The following is a 25137-nucleotide window of genomic DNA, read 5'->3' on the forward strand; positions in this document are numbered from 1 at the left end:
GACCCGAATTCTCGGACATGGCCGTGGAATGTATGTATTGGCGCGGGTTTGCGGGCTATCGGGCGGGAGCGGCCGGACTGTCCGGCGGCTCGTTCCACCAGCCGCCGCCCAGCGCCTGCAGCAAGGCGGCGGTGTCGGCGTAGCGCGCCGCGTCGGCCGCGCCGCGGGCGATGCGCGTCTGCAGCAGCTGGCGCTGGCTGTCCAGCAGGGCCAGGTGGCTGATGCCGCCGGCCTGGTAGCGTTCGCCGGCGATGCGCGCGGCGTCGTCGGCGCGCCGCCAGGTGGTGTCGTAGGCCTCATAGGCGCGGGCGTCGGCCTGCACCGCGCGCAGCGCGTCGGCCACCTGGCGGAAACCGTCCAGCACGGTCTGCCGGTAACCGGCCGCCGCCGCCTCGTAGGCGGCCTCGGCCGAACGCTTGCGGGCGCGCAGTTCGCCGCCATGGAACAGCGGTTGCGCCAGCCCCAGGCCCAGGTTCCAGACATTGACGCCATCGGTGATATCGCCGGCCCGGGTGCGTTGCGAACCTAAGCTGGCGGTCAGGGTGAAGCGCGGGTATTGGTTGGCGGTGGCCACGCCGACGTTGGCCGAGGCCTGGTGCAGCAGGGCCTCGGCGGCCAGGATGTCGGGTCGCTGGCGGGTCAGCGCCGACGGCACCCCGGTGGGAATTTCGGCCGGCAGCGCCAGGTCGGCCAGGCGCAGCGGCGGCGCCTGCCAGGCGGCGGGCGGCTGGCCCAGGTAGGTGGCCAGCTGGTGCGTGGCCTGGGCCAGTTGGTATTCCAGCGGCGGCACGGTCGCGGCGGTCTGCGCCAGCAGCAGTTCCTGGTTGCGCAGGTCGGCCTCGGCGATGCCGCCGGCCCGCAGGCGCTGCGCCATGATGTCGCGCTGGCGCTGCTGGGCCGCCAGCAGCTCGCGGGTGTCGGCCAGGCGCGCGGCCAGGTCGGCCTGGCGGATGGCGGTGGTCACGACGTTGGCGGCCAGCGTCATGCGCGCGGCCTGCAGTTCGTGCGACTGGTAGTCGACCTGCGCGGCCAGCCCCTCCAGCGCGCGGCGGTTGCCGCCGAACACATCGAGCGTGTAGGACACGTCGATCGAGGCGTTGTAGAGCGTGAACGGCGCGGGCTGCTCGGTCACCGGCACGCCATAGGCGGACGGATCGATCTTCTGCCGGGTCGCCGACAGGTTGGCGTCGACGGCCGGCAGCAGGCGGCCGCCGGTCTCCGCGTTCAGATCCTCGCCGGCCTGGCGCAGCCGGGCGCGGGCCTGTTCCAGGGTCGGGCTGGCCTCCAGCGCCTGCCGCACCAGCGTGTCCAGCGCGTCGGAGCGGAACAGGCGCCACCATTGGGCCGGGATGTCGGCGTCGGTGAGGCGCGGTTGGGCGCCGCTGGCGGGGGCGGCGCTGTCGGTCGGCGAGGTGTAGGCGGCGACCGGCGGCGCGGCGGGGCGCTCGAAGTCCGGTCCGACGGCGCAGCCGGGCAACAGGGCGCAGGCGGCCACGAGCGCGGCGCGGCGGGCGAAGGGCAGGTGGGGGCGGGGCATGGCGGCCTTCAATCCAGGGTGCGGCGGTAGAACTTCACGGCGGCGGTCATGACGACCACGGTGAACAGCAGCATGGGCCAGATGGTGGGCCACAGGTCCCACCAGCCGTTGCCCTTGAGCAGGATGCCGCGGATCAGCCGGTTGAAGTGCGTCAGCGGCAGCAGGTTGCCCAGGTACTGCGCCCACTTGGGCATGCCCAGGAACGGGAACATGAAACCGGACAGCAGCATGTTGGGCAGGAAATAGAACATCGTCAGCTGCATTGCCTGCAGCTGGTTCTGCGCCAGCGACGATAGCGTGATGCCGACAGTCAGGTTGGCGGCCACGAAGATCAGCGCGCCCAGGTACACCGTCACCAAACTGCCCAGGAACGGCACGTGGAACACGAAATACGCCGCCAGCAGGATAATGGTGGCCTGGATCAGGCCGATGGCGATGTAGGGCACGATCTTGCCCGTCATCACCTCCAGCGGCCGCACCGGCATGGCCAGCAGGTTTTCCATGGTGCCGCGCTCGCGTTCGCGCGTCATGGCCAGGCCGGTCATCATCACCAGCGTCATGGTCAGGATCACGCCCATCAGGCCGGGCACGGTGTTGTATTGCGAGATCTGTTCTTCGTTGTAGAGCTGATGCACGCGCACGTCGAACGGCGGCTGGCCGCCGGCCAGGTGCGCCAGCGGGCCGGTCAGGTCCTTGCGCGCCACCGCCTGCGCCAGTTGGGTGGCCGAGCCGATCGCCAGCCCGGTCGCCATCGGGTCGGTGGCGTCGGCCTCGATCAGCAGCGCCGGCCGTTCGCCGCGCAGCAGCTGGCGCGAGAAGTCCGGTGGAATGGTCAGCACGAACAACACCCGGCCCTGCGCCAGCGCGGCGCGGCCGGCCTCTTCGTCGGGCAGGGTCTCGACGATGTCGAAGTAGTCGGACGCGGTCATCGCCGCCACGAAGCTGCGCGTGAACGGGCTGTGGTCGGCCACGATGATGGCGGTCGGCAGCTGCTTGGGGTTGGTGTTGATGGCGTAGCCGAACAGCGCCAGCTGCATGATCGGGATGCCGACGATCATGCCGAAGGTGATGCGGTCGCGCCGCAGCTGCAGGAATTCCTTGAGCACCATGCTCCACCAGCGCGACCACGAGAAGCCCTCCAGGTGGCGTCTCATGCCGCGCTCGCGTAGTTGTCGTCGGAGCGGTTCATCAGGTAGATGAAGACATCCTCCAGGCTGGTGTCGATGCGTTCCAGGCGCAGGTCCTGGCCGGCCACGACGTCTCGCAAGGTGCGTTCGAGCACGGCGGCGTCGCGGCCGCTGATGTGCAGCGCGGTGCCGAAGGCCACGGTCTGGTCCACCCCCGGCGCGCCGCGCAGCCGCTGCGCCAGCGGCACCAGGTCATGGCCGTGGATGGCCCAGGTGGTCAGGCGCTGCTGGGCGATGACTTCATCGGCGGTGCCCTGGATCAGCAGCTTGCCGTACGAGATGTAGGCCAGCTTGTGGCAGCGCTCGGCCTCGTCCATGTAGTGGGTGCTGACCAGCACCGAAATGCCGCGCGCGGCCAGCTCGTGCAGCTGTTCCCAGAAGTCGCGCCGCGCGGTCGGGTCGACGCCGGCGGTGGGTTCGTCCAGCAGCAGCAGGCGCGGCTCGTGCAGCAGGCAGGCGGCCAGCGCCAGGCGCTGCTTCCAGCCGCCGGACAGCGCGCCGGTGAGCTGGTTGGCGCGGGTCTGCAGGCCCAGGTCCTCGAGCGCGCGGTCAACGGTCTCGCGGCGGTTCGGCATGCCGTACATGCGGGCCACGAAGTCCAGGTTCTCGCGGATGGTCAGGTCGTCCCAGTACGAGAACTTCTGCGTCATGTAGCCGACGTGGCGCTTGATCTCGGCGCTGTCCTTGAGGATGTCGTAGCCCAGGCAGGTGCCGCTGCCGGAGTCGGGCGTGAGCAGGCCGCACATCAGCCGGATACTGGTGGTCTTGCCGCTGCCGTTGGGGCCGAGAAAGCCGAAGATCTCGCCTTCGCGCACTTGCAGCGAAACGTCGTTGACCACGTGCTTGTTGCCGAAGTGCTTGTTCAGGCCGTGCACGTCGATGACGTAGCCGCGCTCGGCCGCGGGGCGGGCGGGGGCGCCGTTCATTGCAGCGCCGCCTCGACCGGCTGGCCCGGATGCAGCCGCGTGGCCGCGTCCGGCGCGGGGCGGGCCTCGACCATGTAGACCAGCTTGCCGCGCGTTTCGCGGCTGTAGATCACCGGCGGCGTGTACTCGGCCTGCGGCGAGATGTAGTCGATGCGCACCGGCACCGGGTCGCCGCAACCGTCGCAACGCACCATGGCCTGCTGCCCGGGCTTGAGCGTGCCGATCACGCTCTCCGGCACGAAGAAGCGAACCTTGATGTTGCCCGGCGGCAGCAGGCTGACCACCGGGCTGCCGGCCGGCACCCATTCGCCCACGCGGTACAGCGTGTCGAACACCAGGGCGGCGGCGGGCGCCGCCAGGCGTTTCTGCGCCAGGGTCCAGTCGGCCTGCGCCAGCGTCGCGCGCGCCGCCTCGACCTGGGCGGCCTGGGCGCGGCGCTGGTCCTGGCGGCCGGGCAGGTTGGCCACTTCCAGCTGGGCGCGCAGCTCGCGCACGCGTGCGGCATCCGATTGGGCCTGCTCGCGGCTGTCGTCCAGCTGCGCACGCGCCACGCCGCCGGCGCGGAACTGCGCGGTGTCACGCGCCAGTTGCGCCGCCGAGCGCCGGCTGGCGGCCTCGGCCTGGGCCAGCTGGGCGCGGGCGACATCGACCTCGGGCGGCCGCTTGCCGGTGGCGATGTCTTCCAGCTGGGCGCTGGCCGCCGCCAACTGCGCGCCGGCCTGGTCGCGCGCCGCGGTTTCGCGCGTCGCCTCCAGCGCGAACAGTGGCGCGGCGGCGGCGACCTGCTCGCCGCGCTGCACGGACAGCGTATCGAGCCGGCCGGCCTCGGACGAGGCGATGTAGAGGTATTCGCCCTCGACGTAGCCCTGGTAGACGGCATCGTCGCGCTTGCCGCAGGCGGCCAGCAGCGACAGGCCGAGCGCGGCGGCGACGGGCAGCGCGTAGCGCGGGAGGGAAGGGGTGCGCATGGTCAGCGTCCTGTGGCGGGCGGTTCGGTGGTGGCGGCCGGCTTGGCGCGCCGGGTCCGCTGTGCCGGCGCGGCGGGCGCCGGGGCTGGCGGGGAAAACAGCCCGCCCGTGAGCATGGCGATGGCGTGCGCGGCAATGGCGTCGTGGTCGATGGCCTGGACCCGCGGATCGTTCTGCCAGATGCGGCGCCACAGGCTGGACGTGGCCAGCGGCAGCAGCGTCAGGCCCAGGATCGACAGGAACACCAGCCGCGGCTCCACGCCCGGGGTGATGGCGCCGGCGCGCTGGCTGTCGGCGATCAGGCCGGCGAACACCTGCAGGCGCTGGGCCGGCAGGTGGCGCAGCACGCGCTCGCGCAACTGGCCGCCTTCGTTGACGACCTCGTGCATCCACAGGGCCGGGAGCCAGGGCCGGTCGGTGCCGCAGCGCACGATGCGCGAGACGATCTCGGTGATGACGATGCGCGCCGTGTCGGCGGAACCGTCCAGGCGCCGCGCCGTCTGCGGCACCGGGCTCCAGACGTAGCCGATGACCGGCACCACGCGTTCCAGCACCACGGCGTCCAGCAACTGGTCGCGGCTCTTGAAGTAGTAGTGCAGCATGGCCGAGGTGAACCCGGCGCGTTCGGCGATGTGGGCCAGGCGGGTGGCGGCGACGCCCTGGGTGGCGAACAGGTCGGTGGCGATGTCCAGCAGTTGGTCGCGCACGGCGGCGCTGTCGGGACGGGCGGGGCGGCCGGGACGGCGCGCGGGGGAAGGCTTGGCAGGCATGGGCAGATTCTAATTAAGTATTTAATTAATTAAAAGGGGAGCAGCCCGCAGGGTCGGCCGGCGGCCGGCGCGGCTGGGGTGGTGTAATGGCCGAACCGGAACAGAAGGAGTCAGCACGCCATGCCGCAATCGTCCTCCCTCAACCGCCGCATCGTCCTGGCCTCGCGGCCACGCGGCGAACCCGCCGACAGCGATTTCCGCCTGGAAACCGGCGCGGTCCCCGAACCCGGGCCGGGCCAGCTGCTGCTGCGCACGGTCTATCTTTCCCTCGATCCCTACATGCGCGGCCGCATGAGCGACGCGCCCTCGTACGCCGAGCCGGTGCAGGTCGGCCAGCCCATGGTGGGCGGCACCGTGGCCCGGGTGGTGGCCTCGCGCCACGCCGACTATCCGGTGGGCGAGTGGGTGCTGTCCCAGTCGGGCTGGCAGGACTACGCCGTCTCGGACGGCAGCGGCCTGCTCAAGCTGGGTTCGGCGCCCGAGCGTCCGTCGTATTCGCTGGGCGTGCTGGGCATGCCCGGCTTCACCGGCTACATGGGCCTGCTGGACATCGGCCAGCCGAAGGCCGGCGAAACCGTGGTGGTGGCCGCCGCCAGCGGCGCGGTCGGCGCGGTGGTGGGCCAACTGGCCAAGATCCATGGCTGCAAGGCGGTCGGCATCGCCGGCGGTCCCGACAAATGCCGCTACGTGGTCGAGGAACTGGGCTTTGACGCCTGCATCGACCACCGCGATCCGGCCATGGCCAACCTGCTGGCCAAGGCCGTGCCGCAGGGGATCGACGTGTATTTCGAGAACGTCGGCGGCGCGGTGTTCGATGCCGTGCTGCCGCTGCTCAATCCGCGCGCGCGGGTGCCGGTGTGCGGCCTGATCTCGGCCTACAACGCCACCAGCCTGCCCGACGGCCCCGACCGCCTGCCGCTGCTGATGCGCACTATCCTGACCAAGCGCATCAAGATGCAGGGCTTCATCATCTTCAACGAATACGCGCCGCGTTTCGGCGAGTTCCGCGCGGCCATGCAGGAGCTGCTGCGCGACGGCCGCATCAAGTACCGCGAAGACGTGGTCGATGGCCTGGAGAACGCGCCGCGCGGGCTGATGGGCCTGCTCAAGGGCGAGAACGCCGGCAAGCGCATCGTGCGCGTCGGACCGGATGAATAGGAACGCAACATGAGGAGCGCAACATGAATATCCTGATCGTGCTGACTTCCCACGACACGCTGGGCAACACCGGCCGCAAGACCGGCTTCTGGCTGGAGGAATTTGCCGCCCCGTACTACGCCTTCCTGGACGCGGGCGCCACGCTGACGCTGGCCTCGCCGCAGGGCGGGCAGCCGCCGCTCGATCCCAAGAGTGACGATCCCGACGCCCAGACCGATGACACGCGCCGCTTCCGCCAGGACGCCGAGGCGCAGCGGCGGCTGGCCAACACGCGCCGGCTGGCCGAGGTGCAGGCCGCCGATTACGATGCGGTGTTCTATCCCGGCGGCCACGGCCCGCTATGGGACCTGGCCGAAGACCCCAAGTCGGTGGCGCTGATCGAGACCATGCTGGCGGCGGGCAAGCCCGTGGCGGCGGTCTGCCACGCGCCGGGCGTGCTGCGCCACGCCAAGACCGCCGACGGCAAGCCGCTGGTGCAGGGCCGCCAGGTGACCGGTTTTTCCAACACGGAAGAAGCGGCGGTGCAGTTGACCGCCGTCGTGCCCTTCCTGGTGGAAGATGAACTGGCGCTGTTGGGCGGCCTCTACAGCAAGGGCGCCGACTGGCAGCCGCACGTGGTTTCCGATGGCCTGCTGATCACGGGGCAGAACCCGGCCTCATCGGTCGGCGTGGCGCAGGCGCTGCTGGAGCGCTTGAAGGGTTGACCGCGTGGCCGCGCGCCGATCTGGCGGCGCGCAGGCGCCGACCGCGCCGAAATCGCACGCGCTTGTGTCAGAATTGATACTTTCTGACACAAGCGCGGGGTTCCGTTGCAACCGCGCGCGCTCACACCGATGCCTCCAGATGTACCCCCAAGCGCGGACGCCGCGTTTCCCGCCGGATCTTGCGAAGCGGCGCTGTTCGCCGCCATGCGGGCCCGCGACGCCGCCACCGGCCGCCATTGCCACCGCGTCGTCGCCCTGAGCGTGGCGCTGGCCCGGGCCTGCGGCCTGGACGACGATGAACAGCAGGCTGTCGCCGTTGCCGCCCGCCTGCACGACGTGGGCAAGATCGGCACGCCCGATCGTGTGCTGTTCTCGCCCAGCCGCCTCGAAAAAGAAGATTGGGAAATCATGAAGTCGCATGCCGCCGTCGGCGCGGACATCATCCTGCAGAGCGACATGCCGCAGCGCGAGCGCATCGCGCTGGCCGTGCGCCACCACCACGAGCATTTCGATGGCTCGGGCTATCCCGAGGGGCTGGCGGGCCACGACATCCCGCTGCACGCGCGCATCATTTCACTGGCCGATTCCTACGACGCGCTCGGTGACGCGCGGCCCTATCATCCGGCGCGCACGCACGCCGAGATCATGCGCATCCTCAATGTGGAAGCGGGATCCAAGTGCGATCCCGACCTGCTGCGCGTGTTCGAGACCATGATCCAGTCCAGCCCGCTGCGCGTGCCCTAGGGCCTGTGCGGGGCTGCTTGTCGTGTGAAGCTGCCCCGGCCCCATGCGACAACGCCGCGCCATGCCGGCGCGGCGTTGCGGGTGGGGACGATCACGGCGCGGCCGGGCGCGCCGCTTCAGCGCGGCACTTCAGCGTGTGAATTCAGCGCCTCACTTCAGCGTCTCACTTCAGGCGGTAGTGCGCCGCCACGCCGGCCAGTTCCTGCAGCGTGCGTTGCTGCCAGGCGGCGTCGTGGCCCAGTTCCTCGGCCAGGATGCGCGCTACTTCGGGCGCCGCCAGCATGGCGGCCTCGGCGTCCAGGAACAGCGCGCGGTTGCGGCGCGCCAGCACGTCCTCGGCGCTGCGCGCCAGCTCGAAGCGCGCGGCGAAGCGCACGTGGGCTTCGGACAGGCCGCTGCTCTTGACCAGCATGCGCTCGGCGCCGGGCAGGGACTTGAGCACGGGCAGGTCGCTGCCGTAGTAGCTGTCCGGCGTGCCGGCGTGTTCCTGGGACGGCGCCAGCCCGTTGGCGCCATGCAGCGCCAGCGACTCGGTACGGCAGCTGGCCTGCGTCAGCAACTGGTGCTGGATCGCGGTGTCGACCACGTCCTGCGCCATGCGGCGGTAGGTGGTCCACTTGCCGCCGGTCACGGTCACCAACCCCGCCTGCGACACCAGGATGGTGTGCTCGCGCGACAGCGATTTTGTCGAGGCGTCGCCGGTGGCCTTGACCAGCGGCCGCAGGCCCGCCCAGACGCTGGTGACGTCGTCGCGGGTCGGCTTGCGGCTGAGATAGCGCGCGGCGGTGCTCAGGATGAAATCGACGTCTTGGGCGCCGGCTTCCGGATCCAGCGGCAGGTCGTTGCGCGGCGAGTCGGTGGTGCCGACGATGGTGTGGCCGTTCCACGGCACCACGAACAGCACGCGGCCGTCGTCGGTCTTGGGGATCAGGATGGCGCGCTTGCCGGGCAGGAAATCGTGCGGCAGCGTCAGGTGCACGCCCTGGCTGGGCGCCACCATGGTGGGCGCGTTCTTGTCTTCCATGCGGCGCACGCTGTCGACCCAGACGCCGGTGGCGTTGATGACGCAGCGCGCCCGCAGCGTGAAGCTGGAGCCGCCCAGCGCGTCCTGCGCCGTGACGCCGTCGACCTTGCCGCCGGTGGTGGTCAGGCCGGTGGCGCGCACGTAGTTGACCGCGGTGCCGCCCAGGTCGAACAGGGTGCGCATCAGGCTCAGCGCCAGGCGCGCGTCGTCGAACTGGCCGTCGTAGTACAGCACGCCGCCCTTCAGGCCGCGGCCGTTTACGTTCTCGGCCAGCGTCGGCGCGTTGGCCAGCGTGTCGCGACGCGACAGCCAGCGGCTGGGCGATAGATTCAGCTTGCCGGCCAGCATGTCGTACATCTTCAGGCCGATGCCGTAGAAGGGCTGGTCCAGCAGGTTGTAGGCCGGCACCACGAAGCCCAGCGGCCACACCAGATGCGGCGCGTTGCGGTTGAGCAGGCCGCGTTCGTGCAGCGCTTCGCGCACCAGGCTGATGTTGCCCTGCGCCAGGTAGCGCACGCCGCCGTGTACCAGCTTGGTGGCCTTGCTGGAGGTGCCCTTGGCGAAGTCGGCCGCCTCGATCAGCAGGGTGCGGTAGCCGCGGCTGGCGGCGTCGACGGCGGTGCCCAGGCCGGTCGCGCCGCCGCCGATGACGATCACGTCCCAGGCGGGCGTGTTGTCCAGTTGCGCCAGCAGGCGATTGCGGTCGGGCGGGGTGACGGTGGCGAGCGGTTGGTTCATATGCGTGGGGCGGCGGGGCCGCTAGGGTTCGGTGCGGTGTTCGTTTCTTTTCGTGCCGGCCGGGCGCGGCGCAAGCGCCGTGCCGCGGGCCGGGTCAAGCCGGTCAGGCGGGTACCTTGGCCGCGTTCGGCGCGGCGGCCACTTCGCAGCGCACGCCGGCGTCCAGCAGCACTTGCGCCAGCGGTTCCTGCGGATGCGCGTCGGTGAAGAAGCGGTCGATCTGCGAGATGTGCGCCAGTTCCACCATGGCCTGGCGCTTGAATTTGCTGCTGTCGGCCGCCAGCCATACTTCGCGCGACTGTTCGATGATGGTGCGGGACACGCGCACTTCGCGGAAGTCGTAGTCGCGCAGCGTGCCGTCGGCCTCGATGCCGGAAATGCCGATCAGGCCGATGTCGACCCGGAACTGGCGGATGAAGTCCATGGTGGCCTCGCCGACGATGCCGCGGTCGCGCGAACGCACCACGCCGCCGGCGACGATGACTTCGCAATCCGGGTTGTCGGAAAGGATGTCGGCCACGTGCAGGTTGTTGGTGATGACGCGCAGGCCGCGATGGCGCAGCAGGGCGCGGGCGATGGCCTCGGTGGTGGTGCCGATGTTCAGGATCAGCGAGCAGCCATCGGGCACGGCGCGGGCCACGGCCTCGGCGATGCGTTGCTTGCCGGCCGCGTGCAGCCCCTGGCGCTTGCGGTAGGCGATGTTCTCGATGGTCGACGCTTCGATGCGCACGCCGCCGTGGAAGCGCGACAGCAGGCCGGCTTCGGACAGGATGTTGACGTCGCGCCGCACGGTCTGCAGCGTGACGTCGAAGCGTTTGGCCAGCTCTTCGATCGTGGCCGAGCCCTGGGCTCGAACCATTTCGATCAAGGCGCTTTGTCTGGGATTGAGTGTCATGTTGGCGTATGGAGTGTCACAGTCGCATCATAAAACAACAAAAGCGAAAAATAATGACGCGCTGCAAGATTGTATTTTTTTCGCTTCTTGAGTAAAACGCACAAAAAACGAAAGCGATCTGAAAGAAAAACCCGAACCGGCGCGTTCTTGCGCGCTCGCAGGGCCGCTGTACCCGATGTACCGAAGTCCGGTTGATAAACCGGGGACGTATTAAAGGCAGAGGAGACCAGATGCAGCTGACCCTGGACAGGATTGCGTTGCGAGCCGGCTCGCAGACGCACCTGTATCCCATGAGCCTGGCCCCGGTGCCAGGCGCCATGACCGTGTTGCTGGGGGTGACCCTGGCGGGCAAGACATCGCTGATGCGCATCATGGCCGGGCTCGACCGGCCCACCGAGGGCCGGGTGCTGGCCGACGGCGCCGACGTGACCGGGGTGCCCGTGCGCCAGCGCAACGTCGCCATGGTGTACCAGCAATTCATCAACTATCCGTCCATGACGGTGTTCGACAACATCGCCTCGCCGCTCAAGCTGCGCGGCGCGTCCGGCATCGCCGACAAGGTCGGGGCCATGGCCGCGCGCCTGCACATCGACCACCTGCTGGCCCGTCATCCGTCTGAACTGTCCGGCGGGCAGCAGCAGCGGGTGGCGCTGGCGCGGGCCCTGGTCAAGGACGCGCCGCTGATTCTGCTGGACGAACCGCTGGTCAACCTCGACTACAAGCTGCGCGAGGAACTGCGCGACGAGCTCTCGGCCCTGTTCGCCGAAGGCCGCTCGACCGTGGTCTATGCCACCACCGAGCCGGGCGAGGCACTGCTGCTGGGCGGCCACACCGCCGTGCTGGACGCGGGCGAACTGCTGCAGTACGGCCCGACCGCCGAGGTCTTCCATCGGCCCAATTCGATCCGGGTGGCGCGCGCCTTCAGCGATCCGCCCATGAACCTGTTTGCCGCCCAGCGCGGCGCCGACGGCTTCACGCTGCAGGGCGGCATCGCGGTCGCGCGGCCACTGCCGCCGGGCGCGGGCGGGGCGCTCACCGCCGGCTTGCGGGCGGGGGCGTTGGACATTGCGGCGCGCCCTGGCCACATCGGCCTGGACGGCGTGGTCAAGCTGGCCGAGATCTCCGGGTCAGACACCTTCGTGCACGCCGAAACGGCCGCCGGCGACGTGGTCGCGCAGCTGTCGGGCGTGCATCGCTACACGCTGGAGCAGCGCCTGACACTGTACTTCGACCCGGCCCAGACCTACGCCTTCGGCGCCGACGGCGCCTTGCTGGCGGCGCCCGCCCGACTCCACGCCAGCGGAGGGATCGCCTGATGGCGCAGATCGAGCTGGACCTCTCCCATTCCTACGTCGCCAACCCCCAGGCCGACGAGGACTACGCGCTGCTGCCGCTCAAGTTCACCTTCCGCGACGGCGGCGCCTACGCCTTGCTGGGCCCCTCGGGCTGCGGCAAGACCACCTTGCTCAATTGCGTCTCGGGCCTGCTGCGGCCCTCGCACGGCCGCATCCTGTTCGACGGCCGGGACGTTACCCACAAGACGCCGCAGGCGCGCAACATCGCCCAGGTGTTCCAGTTTCCGGTGGTGTACGACACCATGACCGTGGCCGAGAACCTGGCGTTTCCGCTGCGCAACCGCGGCGTGCCCGCCAAGCAGATCCGCGAGCGCGTCGGCCGCATCGCCGAGATGCTGGAGATGTCGCACGTGCTGGAGCGCCGCGCCAGCGGCCTGACGGCCGACGCCAAGCAGAAGATCTCGCTGGGCCGCGGCCTGGTGCGCAACGACGTGTCGGCGGTGCTGTTCGACGAACCGCTGACCGTGATCGACCCGCAACTGAAGTGGGAGCTGCGCCGCAAGCTCAAGGAAATCCACCACGAGTTCAAGCTGACGCTGATCTACGTCACGCACGACCAGACCGAGGCGCTGACCTTCGCCGACCAGGTGATGGTGATGGCGCGCGGCCGCGCGGTGCAGGTGGGCAGCGCCGACGACCTGTTCGAGCGGCCGGCGCATACCTTCGTCGGCCATTTCATCGGCTCGCCCGGCATGAACTTCCTGCCGGCGCAATGGCGCGACGGCGGCCTGATGGTGGGCCAGCGCCGTGTCGACGGCCTGCCGGATGCGATGGCGACCCGACTGGCCGACGCCGGCCCGGTCAAGCTGGGCGTGCGGCCGGAATACCTGCGTCTGGCCGACGCCAACGCGCCTGGCGCCATCCCGGCCACGGTCCAGCGGGTGCAGGACGTGGGCACCTACACCTTGCTGCTGGCCGACTTCGAGGGCGCGCCGCTGCGCGCCCGCCTGGGCACCGAGGCGGCATCCATCGCGCCCGGCGCCACGGTGTGGCTGTCGGCGCTCAATCCGCATACCTGCTTCTACCGCGACGAGGAGCTGATCCGATGAAACCGATCGATCACCGGGCCTGGTTCCTGGTGCTGCCCGTGGTGCTGTGCGTGGCGTTCTCGGCCATCCTGCCGCTGATGACCATCGTCAACTACTCGGTGCAGGACATCATTTCGCCCGAGCGCCGCGTGTTCGTCGGCACCGAATGGTTCGCCGCCGTGCTGCAGGACGAGGAACTGCACGGCGCGCTGCTGCGCCAGATCGGCTTCTCGCTGGCGGTGCTGGCCATCGAGATCCCGCTGGGCATCCTGCTGGCGCTGTCGATGCCGGCCAGCGGCTGGCGCGCCTCGGCGGTGCTGGTCATCATCGCGCTGTCGCTGCTGATCCCGTGGAACGTGGTGGGCACCATCTGGCAGGTGTTCGGGCGCACCGACATCGGCCTGCTGGGGGCGACGCTGTCGTGGCTGGGGGTGGACTACAACTACACCGGCAACGACCTGGATGCCTGGGTCACGGTGCTGGTGATGGACGTCTGGCACTGGACGCCGCTGGTGGCGCTGCTGTGCTATGCCGGCCTGCGCGCCATTCCCGACGCCTACTACCAGGCCGCGCGCATCGATGGCGCCTCGCGCCTGGCGGTGTTCCGCTACATCCAGCTGCCCAAGATGCGCGGCGTGCTGATGATCGCGGTGCTGCTGCGCTTCATGGACAGCTTCATGATCTACACCGAGCCGTTCGTGCTGACCGGCGGCGGGCCGGGCAATGCCACCACCTTCCTGTCGCAGTACCTGACGCAGAAGGCCGTGGGCCAGTTCGACCTGGGCCCGGCGGCGGCGTTCTCGATCATCTACTTCCTGATCATCCTGCTGCTCTGCTTCATTCTGTACAACTGGATGCAGCGCGCCGGCACCACCGGCGGTTTCGACGAGGAGCGCGCCAATGCGTGAGCAATCCACCTGGTGGCGCGGCGCCTTCCTGGCGCTGTACCTGGTGTTCGCCATCCTGCCGCTGTACTGGATGCTGAACATGTCGTTCAAGACCAATACCGAGATCGTCAGCACCCTGACGCTGTGGCCGCGCGATTTCACGCTGGAGCACTACCGGACCATCTTCACCGATCCGGCCTGGTATTCGGGCTACATCAATTCGCTGATCTACGTGGTCATCAACACGGTCATCTCGCTGGCGGTGGCGCTGCCGGCGGCTTACGCGTTCTCGCGCTACCGCTTCATCGGCGACAAGCACGTGTTCTTCTGGCTGCTGACCAACCGCATGACGCCGCCGGCGGTGTTCCTGCTGCCGTTCTTCCAGCTGTACAGCTCGTTCGGGCTGATGGACACGCACCTGGCGGTGGCGCTGGCGCACCTGGTGTTCAACGTGCCGCTGGCGGTGTGGATCCTGGAAGGCTTCATGTCGGGCGTGCCGCGCGAGATCGACGAGACGGCCTACGTGGACGGCTATTCGTTCCCGCGCTTCTTCCTGACGATCTTCCTGCCGCTGATCAAGTCGGGCGTGGGCGTGGCGGCGTTCTTCTGCTTCATGTTCAGTTGGGTCGAGCTGCTGCTTGCGCGCACGCTGACCTCGGTCAACGCCAAGCCCATCGTCGCCACCATGACGCGCACGGTCTCGGCCTCGGGCATGGACTGGGGCGTGCTGGCGGCGGCCGGGGTGCTGACCATCGTGCCCGGCGGCATCGTCATCTGGTTCGTGCGGCACTACATCGCGAAGGGTTTCGCGATGGGCCGGGTCTGAGGGGGGAGGGCGCCACATGTTGAGCTGGATGGTATGGACCACCCCCGTCGCCGTGTTCTTCTCCTGCATCGTGCTGATGCTGGTCGGCATGACGATCTGGGAACTGAAATCGCCCACGGTCGAGCGCAAGGGCTTCCTGCCGCTGCGCACGACCCGGGGCGACCGCCTCTTCATCGGCCTGATGGCGGCGGCCTGGCTCAACCTGGCGTTCCTGGGGTTCGGGCAGAAGGCGGTGGAATGGTTTTCGCTGGATGAGCCGCCATCGGTGTGGATCAGCTTCGTGCTGTCCATGCTGCTGCTGGCCTTCATCATGAGGAAAGGCTGACGGGGCGCAGACCCCGCGCGATATCAGCGGTTTGGAAGGACGATCGGCCAGTGTCTTCCCCGGCCAGAAGTCCGCAGCACCCCAGGGGAGGACTTATCGAGGAGACAGGTCATGAAATTGCGCATGCACGCCATGGCGGCCGCCATCGCCCTGATCGGTACGTCAGGGGCCTGGGCCGGCGAGCCGGAGGCGAAGAAGTGGGTCGATTCGGAATTCCAGCCGTCGACCCTGTCCAAGGACCAGCAGATGGCCGAGATGAAGTGGTTCATCGAGACCGCCGCCAAGCTCAAGGCCAAGGGCGTCAATGAAATCAACGTGGTGTCGGAAACCATCACCACCCACGAGTACGAGTCCAAGGTGCTGGCCAAGGCCTTCACCGAGATCACCGGCATCAAGGTCAACCACGACCTGATCCAGGAAGGCGACGTGGTCGAGAAGCTGCAGACCTCGATGCAGTCGGGCAAGTCCATCTACGACGGCTGGATCTCCGACTCCGACCTGATCGGCACCCACTACCGCTACGGCGCCATCCTGCCGCTGTCCGACTACATGGCCGGCGCCGGCAAGGAATGGACCAACCCGGGCCTGGACCTGAAGGACTTCATCGGCACCAAGTTCACCACCGCGCCGGACGGCAAGCTGTACCAGCTGCCCGACCAGCAGTTCGCCAACGTCTACTGGTTCCGCGCCGACTGGTTCGCGCGCCAGGACCTGAAGGACAAGTTCAAGGCCAAGTACGGCTACGAGCTGGGCGTGCCGACCAACTGGTCCGCCTACGAGGACATCGCCGACTTCTTCTCCAACGACGTCAAGGAGATCGACGGCAAGAAGGTCTATGGCCACATGGACTACGGCAAGAAGGACCCGTCGCTGGGCTGGCGCTTCACCGACGCGTGGCTGTCGATGGCCGGCGCCGCCGACAAGGGCCTGCCCAACGGCATGCCGGTGGACGAGTGGGGCATCCGCGTGGCCGACGACAAGTGCACGCCGGTGGGCGCCTCGGTGGCGCGCGGCGGCGCCACCAACAGCCCGGCCGCGGTCTATGCGTTGACCAAGTACGTCGACTGGATGAAGAAGTACGCGCCGCAGCAGGCCATGGGCATGACCTTCTCGGAATCCGGCCCGGTGCCGGCGCAGGGCCAGATCGCGCAGCAGATCTTCTGGTACACGGCCTTCACCGCCGACATGACCAAGAAGGGCCTGCCGGTGGTCAACGAGGACGGCACGCCCAAGTGGCGCATGGCGCCGTCGCCGTACGGCCCGTACTGGAAGGACGGCATGCAGAACGGCTACCAGGACGTGGGCTCGTGGACCTTCTTCAAGTCCACCAACCCCGACAAGATGGCCGCCGCCTGGCTCTACGCCCAGTTCGTCACGGCCAAGACGGTGTCGCTGAAGAAGTCGATCACCGGCCTGACCTTCATCCGCGACAGCGACATCCACAGCGACTACTTCAGCAAGAACGCGGCCAACTACGGCGGCCTGATCGAGTTCTACCGCAGCCCCGCGCGCGTGGCCTGGACGCCGACCGGCAACAACGTGCCCGACTATCCCAAGCTGGCGCAACTGTGGTGGAAGAACGTCGCCACCGCCGTCACCGGCGAGAAGACGCCGCAGGCCGCGATGGACAACCTGGCCAACGAAATGGACCAGGTGATGGCGCGGCTGGAGCGGGCCGGCATGGCGCAATGCGCGCCCAAGCTGAACGCCAAGGGCGATCCGAACAAGTGGCTGTCGGATCAGCACGCGCCGTGGAAGAAGCTGGCCAATGAAAAGCCCAAGGGCGAAACGGTGGCGTACGAGAAGCTGCTGGAAGCCTGGAAGGCGGGGAAGGTGCGGTAGGCACCGCGCGATATCTTCGCGATCTCGAAGCGCCACGGTTTCCGTGGCGCTTTTTCATTGCAAAAACGTAATCCCCTTATCCGCTTTCTGTCCGCATCGCCTTCCTAGAATGAATCCCGTGCAGTACCCCCCACGATTCATAGGAGTGAAGCATGCAGATTCTTCGTAAAACCGCACTGATCCTGGCCCTGGCGGCGGGTGTTTCCGGCACGGCGCTGGCCCAGCCGGCGCCGTCCACGGCCCTGACCAGCCCCTACGGCGCGTCGCTCTCGCGCGCCGAGGTGCTGGCCGACCTGGCGCTGTGGAAGCGCGCCGGCGTGGACCGGTTCTGGCGCGGCGAGGCCACGCCGGACATCTACAGCCCCGAGTACAAGGCGGCGTTCTCGGAGTATGTGCGGCTGCGCTCGGGTCCGGACTACCAGGCCGAAGTGCAGCGCCAGAACGAACTGCGCCGATAACGGCGCCGGAGTCAGGCCGAAATGGGCCACGTTTCGTTGACGTGCATGCCCGCGTCCGGCGACAGGCTGCAATTCGCGGACCTGGAGCTGGACCTGCTGCGCTGTCGCGCGTACCGGGATGGCGAGCCGCTGCTGTTGACGCCGAAGGAGTTCGGGCTGCTCGCCATGCTCATGGGCAGGCCGGGCGCGGTGTTCACCAGTTGGCAATTGGCCGAGTCGGTCTGGAAGGCCCGGGCGCCCGCCCTGGGCGCGGGACACGTCAAGTGCCAGGCCGTCGCGATCGCCATGCGCCGCCTGCGCAGGAAGGTCGATGGCGGCAGCCGGCCGCGCTTGCTGCACGTGATCCGTGGCGGCAGCTTCATGCTGGCCGCGGGGCCGCTGTGACGCCGTCGCGCCAATACCGGTGCAGGCCCTTGATGTCGCCCGAGCACAGCAGGGGCATGGCGCCGCCCAGCCTGTCCTCCGTCCAGTCCCACCACTGCATTTCCAGCAGCAGGGCGATGTCGTCGTCGGCAAAGCGCTTCCTGATGGGCTTGGCGGGATTGCCTCCGACGATCGTGTAGGGGTCAACGTCCCGGGTGACGAGGGCGCGGCTGCCGATCACGGCGCCGTGGCCGATCGTGATGCCGGGCATGATCATGGCTTCGGAACCGATCCAGACGTCGTTGCCGATGACGGTGTCGCCGGCTTTCTGGAATGCGTCGCGTGCTTGCGCGAACGCCGGCACTTCGCTCATGTAGAAGAACGGGAACGACGACGCCCAGTCGTACCGGTGGCCCTGGTTGCCCGCCATGATGAAGGCGGCGCCCGAGCCGATGGAGCAGAAGCTGCCGATGATCAACTGGTCCACGTCGTCGCGGTCCGGCATGAGATAGCGCGCGCAGTCGTCGAACGAGTGGCCGTGGTAATAGCCGGAATAGTAGCTGTAGCGGCCGACCTTGATGTTCCTGTTGGTGACGTCGTCGGAGAGCAGCTTGCCTTTGAAGGGGCTTTCGAAGTGATTGGTCATGAGGGCCTCGGTGGCCGGCTCCGGCTCGCGCGGTGTCGTGGCGGCTGGCGCAGCGGCTTGCAATCGTCGATGATCGCACAATCGCGGGCCGGCGCGCATCGCCTTGCCCGCGCGCCGACTGCGACGCAGGCGGCGGACACGAGGGCGCGGCCGTCGATGGCGGTCGAAGCCGATGGATGTGCAAACCGCCATTGAAAACATCGTCCTCGCCCGTGCCCGCGCAGGCTTGCGGTATGCTGGGCGCTTTCAACATCGGCCGCCCGCGTTGCGGCCCGTCAGCGCGCATGTCCAGACGCACGAACACGGTGGCCGCAACGGTCGAAGGCCGCATCGACGCGATGCGGGTCGCGGTGCCTCTTGTCCGCGGCCAGGTGTGGTTGCGGGTGAACGGCGTGGCGGTCAACGGCACCTTCGATGATCCGGCCGATATCCGCACGCTGCAAGGGTTGCGGCAACAGGCCACGCCGGTGCGCGTCGGCGTGCTCGAAGGCGGACCTGGGGGATTGCGCCACTTTTCCTGGTTGAACGCGGGGCAGGGCCGGGGCATCCCGCCGCGCTACTACGTCGACCAGCGCCGCCGCGGATGGCGCGGCATCGGCATCAGCCTGGCCGTGGCCGCGGTGGCCGGCGCCGGCGCCAGCCTGCTGGACCTGTCATCGTTCGCGCAGGTCCTGTTGCTCGTGCTGGCGCTGACGGTGGCGCTGGTTGCCGTGCTGTTGGCGGGCTTCTCGCTGTACGGCCTGTGGGACAACCGCCGGCATCGGGCGGCGATCCTGCGCAGCGAAGCGCTGTACCGCGACTTGCTGCGGACCCCGGTGCGCCATGTCGCGCCGCCGGCGCAAGCGTCCGTCTCGCGCCCGCAAGGCGAGGGCGAGACGCTGATCACCGACGCGGCGCCCGAGATCCTGCTGATACGTGGCGCCCTGGCATCGCTGACGCATGAGGCCCGGCCGTCAATGCGCACGACGCCCAGCTATGGCGTCTATCGCTTCCAGGTCGGCGCGCGCCGCTTCATCATGTACGTCGCCGAGAATTTCGGCGACGTGCTGCCGTTTCTGGCCGAGGGCGACCAGGTGGATGTGGCCGCCTATGCCGGCCACATCGCCGGCGCCGGGCCCGAGCAACTGGTGTACGGCCTGCGCAACCGGGAAGACGGCCGCGTCTATGTCTGTCACCACTATTTCCGCGCCGCTTTCACCGACATCGCGCCCGTGGGCGTGGGCCTGAGGCAGCGCGTGCCGATGCTGTCTTTGCTGGCGATCCTGCTCCTGGTGTGCTGGCTGGTGGTGGTGGCGGTGCTGTCTTCCTCTGACTCGCCCTCGGGCCGCGAGACGGCGCCCGAACTGGCCGTGGTGACGTTCGTGTTTCTGCTGGCGGCGTGGCTGTGCGTCGCCTTGCCGCTGCTGATTCTGGATACGCGCTGGCGCATGGGCCGGCCGACGCGGCGCCAGCGCATCCTGGAGCGCATCTATCGCGCGTTGGGGCTGGGCACGCCGTTCGCGCCCACGGCGGTGATCGAGGAGGTCTAGGGCGCGGCAAGCGCGCCTGCGAGGTCTTGCGCCGCGCCGCGCCGCGCAAAAAAACGCGCGTCCCCGGACGGACCCGGAAACGCGCGGCGACAAACCACCCATCCCTTCGCGGAGGCGGGCGTCATCAACGGGAACTTGCGCAAGGGGAATCGATGCGTCCGCGATCAGAAGCGGTGGCGTATCCCCAGATTCACTTCGGTCGCCTTGGCGTTGTCCAGGAACGCCCAGTTGGTCGTGTACGAGGCGACCGCATACAGGTCGGTGCGCTTGGACAGGTTGTAGTTGTAGCCCAGGCTGTAGGTGTTGCTGGCCGAGTCGCCGCCGGTGAGTTGCGCGCTGTTGGCGTCGGCGCGCTGCCACGAGGCGAAGGCGCCGCCCGACTTGCCGACCGGGGCCGCCACCGCGAGCATGTACGAATTCGACCGGAAGCCCTTGGAGAACGCATAGGACGGCGTGCCGGTGAAGCCGCCGATGCCGGCGCCGCCGGGCAGGCTCTTGCCGGCGAACCAGCCGTCGGTGAGACGGTTGTACGCCAGCGCTACCTTGAAGACCTCGAAGTCGTACGAGCCGCCGACGATGTACGAGCGCGGCGTGGCGTCGACCTGGCCCTGGCTCAGCTTGTTGGAGGCGGTCAACTGGTCATAGGTGGCAAAGCCCATCAGCGGGCCGTTGTCGTAGCGCAGGCCGGCGGTGATGGCGCGGGTGTTGTCGGCGGTGGCGAAGCCGGTCTGCGCGGTCTTCTGGTCGTCGACGTTGAAGGCGTAGCCGACGGCCGCCTTGAAGCCGCCCATCGACGGCGTCTCGTACACCACCAGGTTGTCGTAGCGCGGGAAGTAGGCCGAGCTGAAGCCGAGGCCGCCACCGGTGTTCAGCTGGTTGAAGCCGCCGCCGAAGGCGGGCCCGAGCATGCCGCCGAAATAGCGCGTGGCGACGTTGTACTGCCGGCCCAGCCGCACTTCGCCCCACTCGGCGCTGCCCAGGCCGACGGTGGCTTCGCGGCCGAACAGGCGGCCGCTCTGTAGCGAGTTGCCGTTGCGGCTGTCGAAGCCCGACTCCAGCTGGAAGACCGCGTACAGGCCATCGCCCAGGTCTTCCTTGCCGCGCAGGCCCCAGCGCGAGCCGGCCGTGGTGCCGGTGGTGGTGCCGATGCGGCTGCTGTCGATGCTGCTGCGGCGGCCGGTGGCCGGGTCGGTGTAGCTGCCATCGACATTGGCATAGCCGATGCCGGTGTCGATGACACCGTAGAGCGTGACGGACGTTTGCGCGGCCGCCGCGCCGGACAGGGCCGTAGCGGCCGCGGCGACGAATATTCTTTTCATGGATGACTCCGTAGACGGGATGACTCGATTGCGCCACGCGGCGCGGGCTCGGCCAGCGGGCGCGCGGCGAAAGACAGTCTGGGCGCGCCGCTTCGACAGTTCGCGGACATTAAAATGACAATTCCGATCACGCCGCGGCCTGGCTGCCGTCATCATTTCCTGCTAACCGCGCCCGCGCGGCGCGTCACCCGCCGCGCCCCTGCGGCGCGCCATCCGATTCCCTCCGATTCCGCCTGCCCGCATGCGCCTTGCTTCCATTCGCTCCGCGTTTTTCCGTTGTTTTTCCGCCGCCGCCGCCGCCGCCGCCGCCGCCGGCCTGCGCCTGGCGCGCGCCTGCGTCGGCCTGTCGCTGGCGCTCGGCGCCAACGCGCACGCCGCCGGTTTCCAGCGCCTGAACCTGCCGATGGACATGAACGGCCCGGCCCTGCAGGGCGGCATCTGGTATCCGTGCGCCGCGCCGCCAAGGGAAGTCGCCATCGGCCGCGTCACCCTCGCGGCAACGCCGGACTGCCCGATGACCGACGGGCGCAAGCCGCTCATCGTCATGTCGCACGGATCGGCCGGCTCTTACCTGGGCCATCACGACACCGCCGCGGCGCTGGCGGACGCGGGCTTCGTGGTGGCGGCCATCAACCATGTCGGCGACAACGCGGTGGACCGCTCGCGCCAGGGCTATCTGTCGATCTTCTCGACCCGGCCGCGCGAGATCAAGCGGCTGATCGACTATCTGGCCGGCGCCTGGCCGCAGCGGGCGCAACTGGACGGCGCGGTGGGTTTCTTCGGTTTTTCGCGCGGCGGCTACACGGGGCTGGTGCTGGCCGGCGCGACGCCCGATTTCACGCGCGGCCTGGCGCTCTGCGGCGACGAACCGTCACTGCCAATGTGCCGCGACATCCGCGACGGCAAGGTGCCGGCGCAACCCTACGTGAAGGATGCGCGCATCAAGGCGCTGGTCATCGCCGACCCGCTCAACGCTTTCGGCGCGGATGCGCTCAAGGCGGTGTCGGCGCCGGTGCAGTTGTGGGCATCGGCGCTGGGCGGCGACGGCGTCACGCCGGCCAGTGTCGAGGCGGTGCGCCAGGGGTTGCCGGCATCCGAGTTCCACCCGGTGGCTGGCGCCGGGCATTTCGCCTTCCTGGCGCCGTGCTCGGCCGCGCAGGCCGAGGCCATGCCGGCGATCTGCCGCGATGCGCCGGGTTTCGACCGCGCGGCGTGGCACCGTGATTTCAACGCGGCGGTGGTCGCGTTCTTCAAGACCGCGTTGCGTTGACCGCCCGGGGACGCGCCGGCCTGCCGGCGTGAGCGGTTGACGGCCGTGCGTCCCGGCGTGCCGGGCGCTAGCGGCGGGCGTCGGCGGCGGCCCGCTTCCTGGCCGCGGCCTTGGGGCCGTCGCGAAACGCCACGTAGCTGCAATAGCGCTGGAAGTCCTTCCTGGCCAGCGCCAGGTACAGCCCCGTCGCGATCATGGCGGCACTGCACACAAAGCGGTGCAGCCAGATGTCGATCGAGTAGGGCATCAGCGAGGTCGTCAGGTACATGACCAGCACGCCGAATCCCAGCAGCAATACCATCAGCAGCCATCGCGCCCATTCGCTGCCACGGTACAGCCCGGCCAGCAGCAGTCCGGGCACGATCAGCTTGAGCAGGGGCGAGAGCTGGCCGCGCAGCAGCGGCATGAGGTCATAGCTGAGGGTGATCAGCATGCCCGCCAGGACGATGTACCAGAACCGCTGACTGGTAGGCGCGTGGCGCCGCGGAGCTTGCCTTCCTTCGCCATTGTTCTGCTGCATGGGGTCTCCTTTTTGGCAAGCGGCCAGTGTAACGTCGTGCCGGCGGCGATGCGGGTAGACTGGCGGCTGGGTACACACCGGAGCACCGCCTTGGCCACCTCGTTGCGCAGATACACCGAGCTTCCCTACCTGATCGATTACCTGCAGACAGGCGAGCTGGCGCTGCTCAATCCGAAGGCGTGGGACGACCGCAACGACTCGTTCTACATCGAGGAATACGCCCGCGCCAAGCGCCTGCAGGGCATCTACGCGCTGTGCCTGGCCGAGGCCTCCGAGACCTATCACCACTGGCGCGTGTTCTCGCACGGCAGCGGCGGGGTCTGCATCGAGTTCGACAAGGAAAAGCTGATCGAGCAGGTCAAAGCCGTGCCCGACCTGCGGGCCGAGGCGGTGCAGTATCGCACCATCAAGTCGCTGCGCGAGCAGCCGCCCGTCGAGGCCGACCTGCCGTTCCTCAAGCGCCACGCCTTCCGCGATGAAAAAGAGTTCCGCCTGTTCGTCTGCCGCAGGACGCGCGATACGCCGGTGCTGCGCATTCCGGTGGCACCCGCGACCATCAAGCGCGTCACGCTCAGCCCGTGGCTGCCCGCCACCGTGTGCGATCAGGTCAAGAAGGTGCTGAAGTCGATCAAGGGCTGCGAGAAACTGCGCGTGTTCCGCTCGACGCTGGTCGAGAACGAGGATTGGAAGAAATTCGCCAGCGCCGGCCGCAAGGAGCCCGCATGACGGACGGCAACGACAAGATGGCCGCGCAGGCCGCGCTGTCGCCGGCGCAGATCGTCGACGCCTTTGAGCGGCTGGGCTGGACGAACAACGACCCCATGGGCCAGGTGTTGCGGCTGCGCCGCGATGACCCGGCGGCGCTGGGGGAACTGGTCACGCGGTTCCTGGATCGCGGCCTCAAGCACGCCACCTTCATCGACGCCGCGCTCGACCTGATGGACGACGCCACTTATGCCGCCACGTTGCGCCAGGCGTGGCAGCGGGCGATGCGCGGGCCGGCCTCGGAAGGCGTGGCGGAAGTGTTGGATTCGGCCGCGCTGCAATGGCCGCAGCTGTTCGCGGGCCACTGGCCGGCGCTGCTGGCCATGGCGGAAGCCGGCGCGGGCGGCCCGCGTTTCAATACCGACCGGGCGTGGCGCGCGCTGGACGCCGAGACGGCGCGGGCGTGGCTGGCGCAACTGCCGCCGACGATCGAAGCGGATTCCCCGGACCAACTGCGCGCCCGCGCCCTGTTGCACTCGCGCCAGCCGCGGACGGTGTCGCGCGCCTGGCGCCAGGGCTTCGGGGGCGGCGTGGATCCCGACGCCATCTATTGGCTGATGGAAGTGGGCTATGCCGACGACGACGGCCAGGCGCGCGCGCTGCATGGCGAGCAGCCCCTGCACATCCGTTTCGACGCGGCGCAACGCAAGCAGATGACGGCCTCGCAACCCGCGTGGCGGCGCGAGATCCAGCGCCTGCATCCCACCTGGGGTTCGCCGGCGCCGGACGCCGAGTGGCCGATGGCCACCGTGACGGCGGGCCGCATGGGCGGCACGCTCGCGGCCGCCTGCGGCCTGTGCCATGGACCCTTGCATCGCCTGTTGACCTTGCCGCGGCCCGAGGTGGCCGGTATCGATTGCGCCACACCGCTGACGCTGGCCACCTGCCTGTCGTGCCAGGGGTGGGAACAGGACGGCCCGATCCTCTTCTTCCAACACGACGGCGACGGCGCGCCGCAAGCGCATCCGTCGCAGCGCCAGGCCGAGCCGGTGACGCCGGAGTTTCCCGCCGAACCGCTGCGCGAGGCCGACGTGGCCCTGTTCCAGGCCCCGGCGCGCTGGGCCTGGCAGGACTGGGGCGATTCCAACGGCCGCCAGAACCTGAGCCGTGTCGGCGGCCCGCCCAGCTGGGTGCAGTCGGCGGACTACCCCGCCTGTCCGGATTGCGACCGGCGCATGTCGTTCGCGATGCAGCTCGATTCCGACCTGCCGCAGGCGGACGGCGGCGACTGGATGTGGGGCAGCGGCGGCTGCAACTACAGCTTCTGGTGCGGCCACTGCCGCGTCAGCGCACATCTGTGGCAATGCACCTGAACGTCGCGCCGCCGGCATCAGCGGGGATCCCCGCCGCGCC

25 protein-coding genes are annotated in these 25137 nt (G+C 69.0%); 15 read left to right on the top strand and 10 right to left on the bottom strand.

The features are described from left to right. Positions 1-55 precede the first annotated feature (55 nt). From HV742_RS24590 to HV742_RS24610, 5 genes are read right to left on the bottom strand one after another with little or no spacing between them, the layout of a single operon-like run. On the bottom strand, positions 56-1537 hold the full coding sequence (locus HV742_RS24590; protein WP_175146607.1) for an efflux transporter outer membrane subunit: 1482 nt from the start codon (positions 1535-1537) through the stop codon (positions 56-58). A gap of 8 nt (positions 1538-1545) precedes the next feature. Next, complete coding sequence (locus HV742_RS24595; protein ID WP_175146608.1) at positions 1546-2691, bottom strand: ABC transporter permease; 1146 nt, start codon at positions 2689-2691, stop codon at positions 1546-1548. After that, positions 2688-3650 (bottom strand): ABC transporter ATP-binding protein, encoded by a 963-nt coding sequence (locus HV742_RS24600; RefSeq protein WP_054417478.1) that lies wholly within the window; start codon positions 3648-3650, stop codon positions 2688-2690. Before HV742_RS24600 ends, HV742_RS24595 begins: the two co-directional genes overlap by 4 nt. Continuing rightward, positions 3647-4618 (bottom strand): HlyD family secretion protein, encoded by a 972-nt coding sequence (locus tag HV742_RS24605; RefSeq protein WP_175146609.1) that lies wholly within the window; start codon positions 4616-4618, stop codon positions 3647-3649. The genes HV742_RS24600 and HV742_RS24605 overlap by 4 nt, the downstream gene beginning before the upstream one ends. Before the next feature lie 2 nt (positions 4619-4620). Then, a complete protein-coding gene (locus HV742_RS24610) occupies positions 4621-5388 on the bottom strand; it encodes a TetR/AcrR family transcriptional regulator (RefSeq protein WP_175146610.1) in 768 nt (255 codons plus the stop codon). A 120-nt stretch (positions 5389-5508) separates the two neighbouring features. Between HV742_RS24610 and curA the strand changes: the two genes are divergently transcribed. The 3 genes from curA to HV742_RS24625 all read left to right on the top strand — a co-directional run bounded on the left by curA (position 5509) and on the right by HV742_RS24625 (position 7994). Continuing rightward, positions 5509-6546, top strand: a complete 1038-nt coding sequence (gene curA / locus HV742_RS24615) for an NADPH-dependent curcumin/dihydrocurcumin reductase (protein WP_049073412.1) — start codon at positions 5509-5511, stop codon at positions 6544-6546. Between the two features lie 23 nt (positions 6547-6569). Next, positions 6570-7250, top strand: a complete 681-nt coding sequence (locus tag HV742_RS24620; protein WP_054417482.1) for a type 1 glutamine amidotransferase domain-containing protein — start codon at positions 6570-6572, stop codon at positions 7248-7250. Positions 7251-7379: 129 nt separating this feature from the next. Beyond that, complete coding sequence (locus HV742_RS24625; protein ID WP_175146611.1) at positions 7380-7994, top strand: HD-GYP domain-containing protein; 615 nt, start codon at positions 7380-7382, stop codon at positions 7992-7994. A 163-nt stretch (positions 7995-8157) separates the two neighbouring features. Here the strand turns inward: HV742_RS24625 and HV742_RS24630 are convergent, their stop codons facing one another. Together HV742_RS24630 and HV742_RS24635 are read right to left on the bottom strand one after the other, a co-directional pair. Continuing rightward, positions 8158-9756: a glycerol-3-phosphate dehydrogenase/oxidase gene (locus tag HV742_RS24630; RefSeq protein WP_175146612.1), complete on the bottom strand. Its 1599-nt coding sequence runs from the start codon at positions 9754-9756 to the stop codon at positions 8158-8160. A gap of 103 nt (positions 9757-9859) precedes the next feature. Then, positions 9860-10651: a DeoR/GlpR family DNA-binding transcription regulator gene (locus HV742_RS24635; RefSeq protein ID WP_035360337.1), complete on the bottom strand. Its 792-nt coding sequence runs from the start codon at positions 10649-10651 to the stop codon at positions 9860-9862. Between the two features lie 230 nt (positions 10652-10881). Between HV742_RS24635 and HV742_RS24640 the strand changes: the two genes are divergently transcribed. From HV742_RS24640 to HV742_RS24675, 8 genes are all read left to right on the top strand, one after another. After that, on the top strand, positions 10882-11967 hold the full coding sequence (locus HV742_RS24640; protein ID WP_175146613.1) for an ABC transporter ATP-binding protein: 1086 nt from the start codon (positions 10882-10884) through the stop codon (positions 11965-11967). Continuing rightward, on the top strand, positions 11967-13055 hold the full coding sequence (locus HV742_RS24645; RefSeq protein WP_175146614.1) for an ABC transporter ATP-binding protein: 1089 nt from the start codon (positions 11967-11969) through the stop codon (positions 13053-13055). Before HV742_RS24640 ends, HV742_RS24645 begins: the two co-directional genes overlap by 1 nt. Then, positions 13052-13942: a carbohydrate ABC transporter permease gene (locus tag HV742_RS24650; RefSeq protein ID WP_006385278.1), complete on the top strand. Its 891-nt coding sequence runs from the start codon at positions 13052-13054 to the stop codon at positions 13940-13942. Before HV742_RS24645 ends, HV742_RS24650 begins: the two co-directional genes overlap by 4 nt. Continuing rightward, positions 13935-14747, top strand: coding sequence for a carbohydrate ABC transporter permease (locus HV742_RS24655; protein ID WP_006385279.1), 813 nt, complete (start codon positions 13935-13937; stop codon positions 14745-14747). Before HV742_RS24650 ends, HV742_RS24655 begins: the two co-directional genes overlap by 8 nt. A 16-nt stretch (positions 14748-14763) precedes the next feature. After that, entirely contained in the window at positions 14764-15072 is a 309-nt protein-coding gene (locus tag HV742_RS24660; protein ID WP_064528077.1) for a DUF2160 domain-containing protein, read from the top strand. Positions 15073-15183: 111 nt separating this feature from the next. Then, positions 15184-16914, top strand: coding sequence for an ABC transporter substrate-binding protein (locus HV742_RS24665; protein ID WP_175146615.1), 1731 nt, complete (start codon positions 15184-15186; stop codon positions 16912-16914). A 152-nt stretch (positions 16915-17066) separates the two neighbouring features. Continuing rightward, entirely contained in the window at positions 17067-17372 is a 306-nt protein-coding gene (locus HV742_RS24670) for a DUF4148 domain-containing protein (protein ID WP_054417486.1), read from the top strand. Between the two features lie 21 nt (positions 17373-17393). Beyond that, positions 17394-17756 carry a winged helix-turn-helix domain-containing protein gene (locus HV742_RS24675; RefSeq protein WP_175146616.1) on the top strand — a complete coding sequence of 121 codons (363 nt, stop codon included), beginning with the start codon at positions 17394-17396 and terminating at the stop codon, positions 17754-17756. On the opposite strand, the gene catB is transcribed toward HV742_RS24675, so the two are convergent. Beyond that, positions 17731-18381 (bottom strand): type B chloramphenicol O-acetyltransferase, encoded by a 651-nt coding sequence (gene catB, locus HV742_RS24680; protein ID WP_175146617.1) that lies wholly within the window; start codon positions 18379-18381, stop codon positions 17731-17733. The genes HV742_RS24675 and catB overlap by 26 nt on opposite strands. Positions 18382-18665: 284 nt before the next feature. Between catB and HV742_RS24685 the strand changes: the two genes are divergently transcribed. Next, positions 18666-19910, top strand: coding sequence for a hypothetical protein (locus tag HV742_RS24685; RefSeq protein ID WP_175146618.1), 1245 nt, complete (start codon positions 18666-18668; stop codon positions 19908-19910). Positions 19911-20074: 164 nt separating this feature from the next. On the opposite strand, the gene HV742_RS24690 is transcribed toward HV742_RS24685, so the two are convergent. Then, complete coding sequence (locus HV742_RS24690) at positions 20075-21229, bottom strand: porin (RefSeq protein ID WP_175146619.1); 1155 nt, start codon at positions 21227-21229, stop codon at positions 20075-20077. A gap of 241 nt (positions 21230-21470) precedes the next feature. Here HV742_RS24690 and HV742_RS24695 point away from each other — a divergent pair, with 241 nt between their 5' ends. Then, complete coding sequence (locus HV742_RS24695; RefSeq protein WP_437340600.1) at positions 21471-22499, top strand: alpha/beta hydrolase family protein; 1029 nt, start codon at positions 21471-21473, stop codon at positions 22497-22499. 67 nt (positions 22500-22566) lie between these two features. On the opposite strand, the gene HV742_RS24700 is transcribed toward HV742_RS24695, so the two are convergent. Continuing rightward, on the bottom strand, positions 22567-23019 hold the full coding sequence (locus HV742_RS24700) for a hypothetical protein (RefSeq protein WP_175146620.1): 453 nt from the start codon (positions 23017-23019) through the stop codon (positions 22567-22569). Positions 23020-23109: 90 nt separating this feature from the next. On the opposite strand from HV742_RS24700, the gene HV742_RS24705 reads away from it, so the two are divergent. Beyond that, a complete protein-coding gene (locus tag HV742_RS24705) occupies positions 23110-23745 on the top strand; it encodes a DUF2971 domain-containing protein (protein ID WP_211485586.1) in 636 nt (211 codons plus the stop codon). Further along, positions 23742-25097, top strand: a complete 1356-nt coding sequence (locus tag HV742_RS24710) for a hypothetical protein (protein WP_254601242.1) — start codon at positions 23742-23744, stop codon at positions 25095-25097. The genes HV742_RS24705 and HV742_RS24710 overlap by 4 nt, the downstream gene beginning before the upstream one ends. Positions 25098-25137 lie beyond the last annotated feature (40 nt).

This window comes from Achromobacter ruhlandii, assembly GCF_902859695.1.
GTDB classification, from domain to species: Bacteria; Pseudomonadota; Gammaproteobacteria; order Burkholderiales; family Burkholderiaceae_B; genus Achromobacter; species Achromobacter ruhlandii.

Bases quoted from the DNA above. Each gene is read 5' to 3' on its own strand.
- HV742_RS24590 (WP_175146607.1), bottom strand. From the start codon at position 1,537: ATGCCCCGCCCCCACCTGCCCTTCGCCCGCCGCGCCGCGCTCGTGGCC.
- HV742_RS24595 (WP_175146608.1), bottom strand. From the start codon at position 2,691: ATGAGACGCCACCTGGAGGGCTTCTCGTGGTCGCGCTGGTGGAGCATG.
- HV742_RS24600 (WP_054417478.1), bottom strand. From the start codon at position 3,650: ATGAACGGCGCCCCCGCCCGCCCCGCGGCCGAGCGCGGCTACGTCATC.
- HV742_RS24605 (WP_175146609.1), bottom strand. From the start codon at position 4,618: ATGCGCACCCCTTCCCTCCCGCGCTACGCGCTGCCCGTCGCCGCCGCG.
- HV742_RS24610 (WP_175146610.1), bottom strand. From the start codon at position 5,388: ATGCCTGCCAAGCCTTCCCCCGCGCGCCGTCCCGGCCGCCCCGCCCGT.
- curA (WP_049073412.1), top strand. From the start codon at position 5,509: ATGCCGCAATCGTCCTCCCTCAACCGCCGCATCGTCCTGGCCTCGCGG.
- HV742_RS24620 (WP_054417482.1), top strand. From the start codon at position 6,570: ATGAATATCCTGATCGTGCTGACTTCCCACGACACGCTGGGCAACACC.
- HV742_RS24625 (WP_175146611.1), top strand. From the start codon at position 7,380: ATGCCTCCAGATGTACCCCCAAGCGCGGACGCCGCGTTTCCCGCCGGA.
- HV742_RS24630 (WP_175146612.1), bottom strand. From the start codon at position 9,756: ATGAACCAACCGCTCGCCACCGTCACCCCGCCCGACCGCAATCGCCTG.
- HV742_RS24635 (WP_035360337.1), bottom strand. From the start codon at position 10,651: ATGACACTCAATCCCAGACAAAGCGCCTTGATCGAAATGGTTCGAGCC.
- HV742_RS24640 (WP_175146613.1), top strand. From the start codon at position 10,882: ATGCAGCTGACCCTGGACAGGATTGCGTTGCGAGCCGGCTCGCAGACG.
- HV742_RS24645 (WP_175146614.1), top strand. From the start codon at position 11,967: ATGGCGCAGATCGAGCTGGACCTCTCCCATTCCTACGTCGCCAACCCC.
- HV742_RS24650 (WP_006385278.1), top strand. From the start codon at position 13,052: ATGAAACCGATCGATCACCGGGCCTGGTTCCTGGTGCTGCCCGTGGTG.
- HV742_RS24655 (WP_006385279.1), top strand. From the start codon at position 13,935: ATGCGTGAGCAATCCACCTGGTGGCGCGGCGCCTTCCTGGCGCTGTAC.
- HV742_RS24660 (WP_064528077.1), top strand. From the start codon at position 14,764: ATGTTGAGCTGGATGGTATGGACCACCCCCGTCGCCGTGTTCTTCTCC.
- HV742_RS24665 (WP_175146615.1), top strand. From the start codon at position 15,184: ATGAAATTGCGCATGCACGCCATGGCGGCCGCCATCGCCCTGATCGGT.
- HV742_RS24670 (WP_054417486.1), top strand. From the start codon at position 17,067: ATGCAGATTCTTCGTAAAACCGCACTGATCCTGGCCCTGGCGGCGGGT.
- HV742_RS24675 (WP_175146616.1), top strand. From the start codon at position 17,394: ATGGGCCACGTTTCGTTGACGTGCATGCCCGCGTCCGGCGACAGGCTG.
- catB (WP_175146617.1), bottom strand. From the start codon at position 18,381: ATGACCAATCACTTCGAAAGCCCCTTCAAAGGCAAGCTGCTCTCCGAC.
- HV742_RS24685 (WP_175146618.1), top strand. From the start codon at position 18,666: ATGTCCAGACGCACGAACACGGTGGCCGCAACGGTCGAAGGCCGCATC.
- HV742_RS24690 (WP_175146619.1), bottom strand. From the start codon at position 21,229: ATGAAAAGAATATTCGTCGCCGCGGCCGCTACGGCCCTGTCCGGCGCG.
- HV742_RS24695 (WP_437340600.1), top strand. From the start codon at position 21,471: ATGCGCCTTGCTTCCATTCGCTCCGCGTTTTTCCGTTGTTTTTCCGCC.
- HV742_RS24700 (WP_175146620.1), bottom strand. From the start codon at position 23,019: ATGCAGCAGAACAATGGCGAAGGAAGGCAAGCTCCGCGGCGCCACGCG.
- HV742_RS24710 (WP_254601242.1), top strand. From the start codon at position 23,742: ATGACGGACGGCAACGACAAGATGGCCGCGCAGGCCGCGCTGTCGCCG.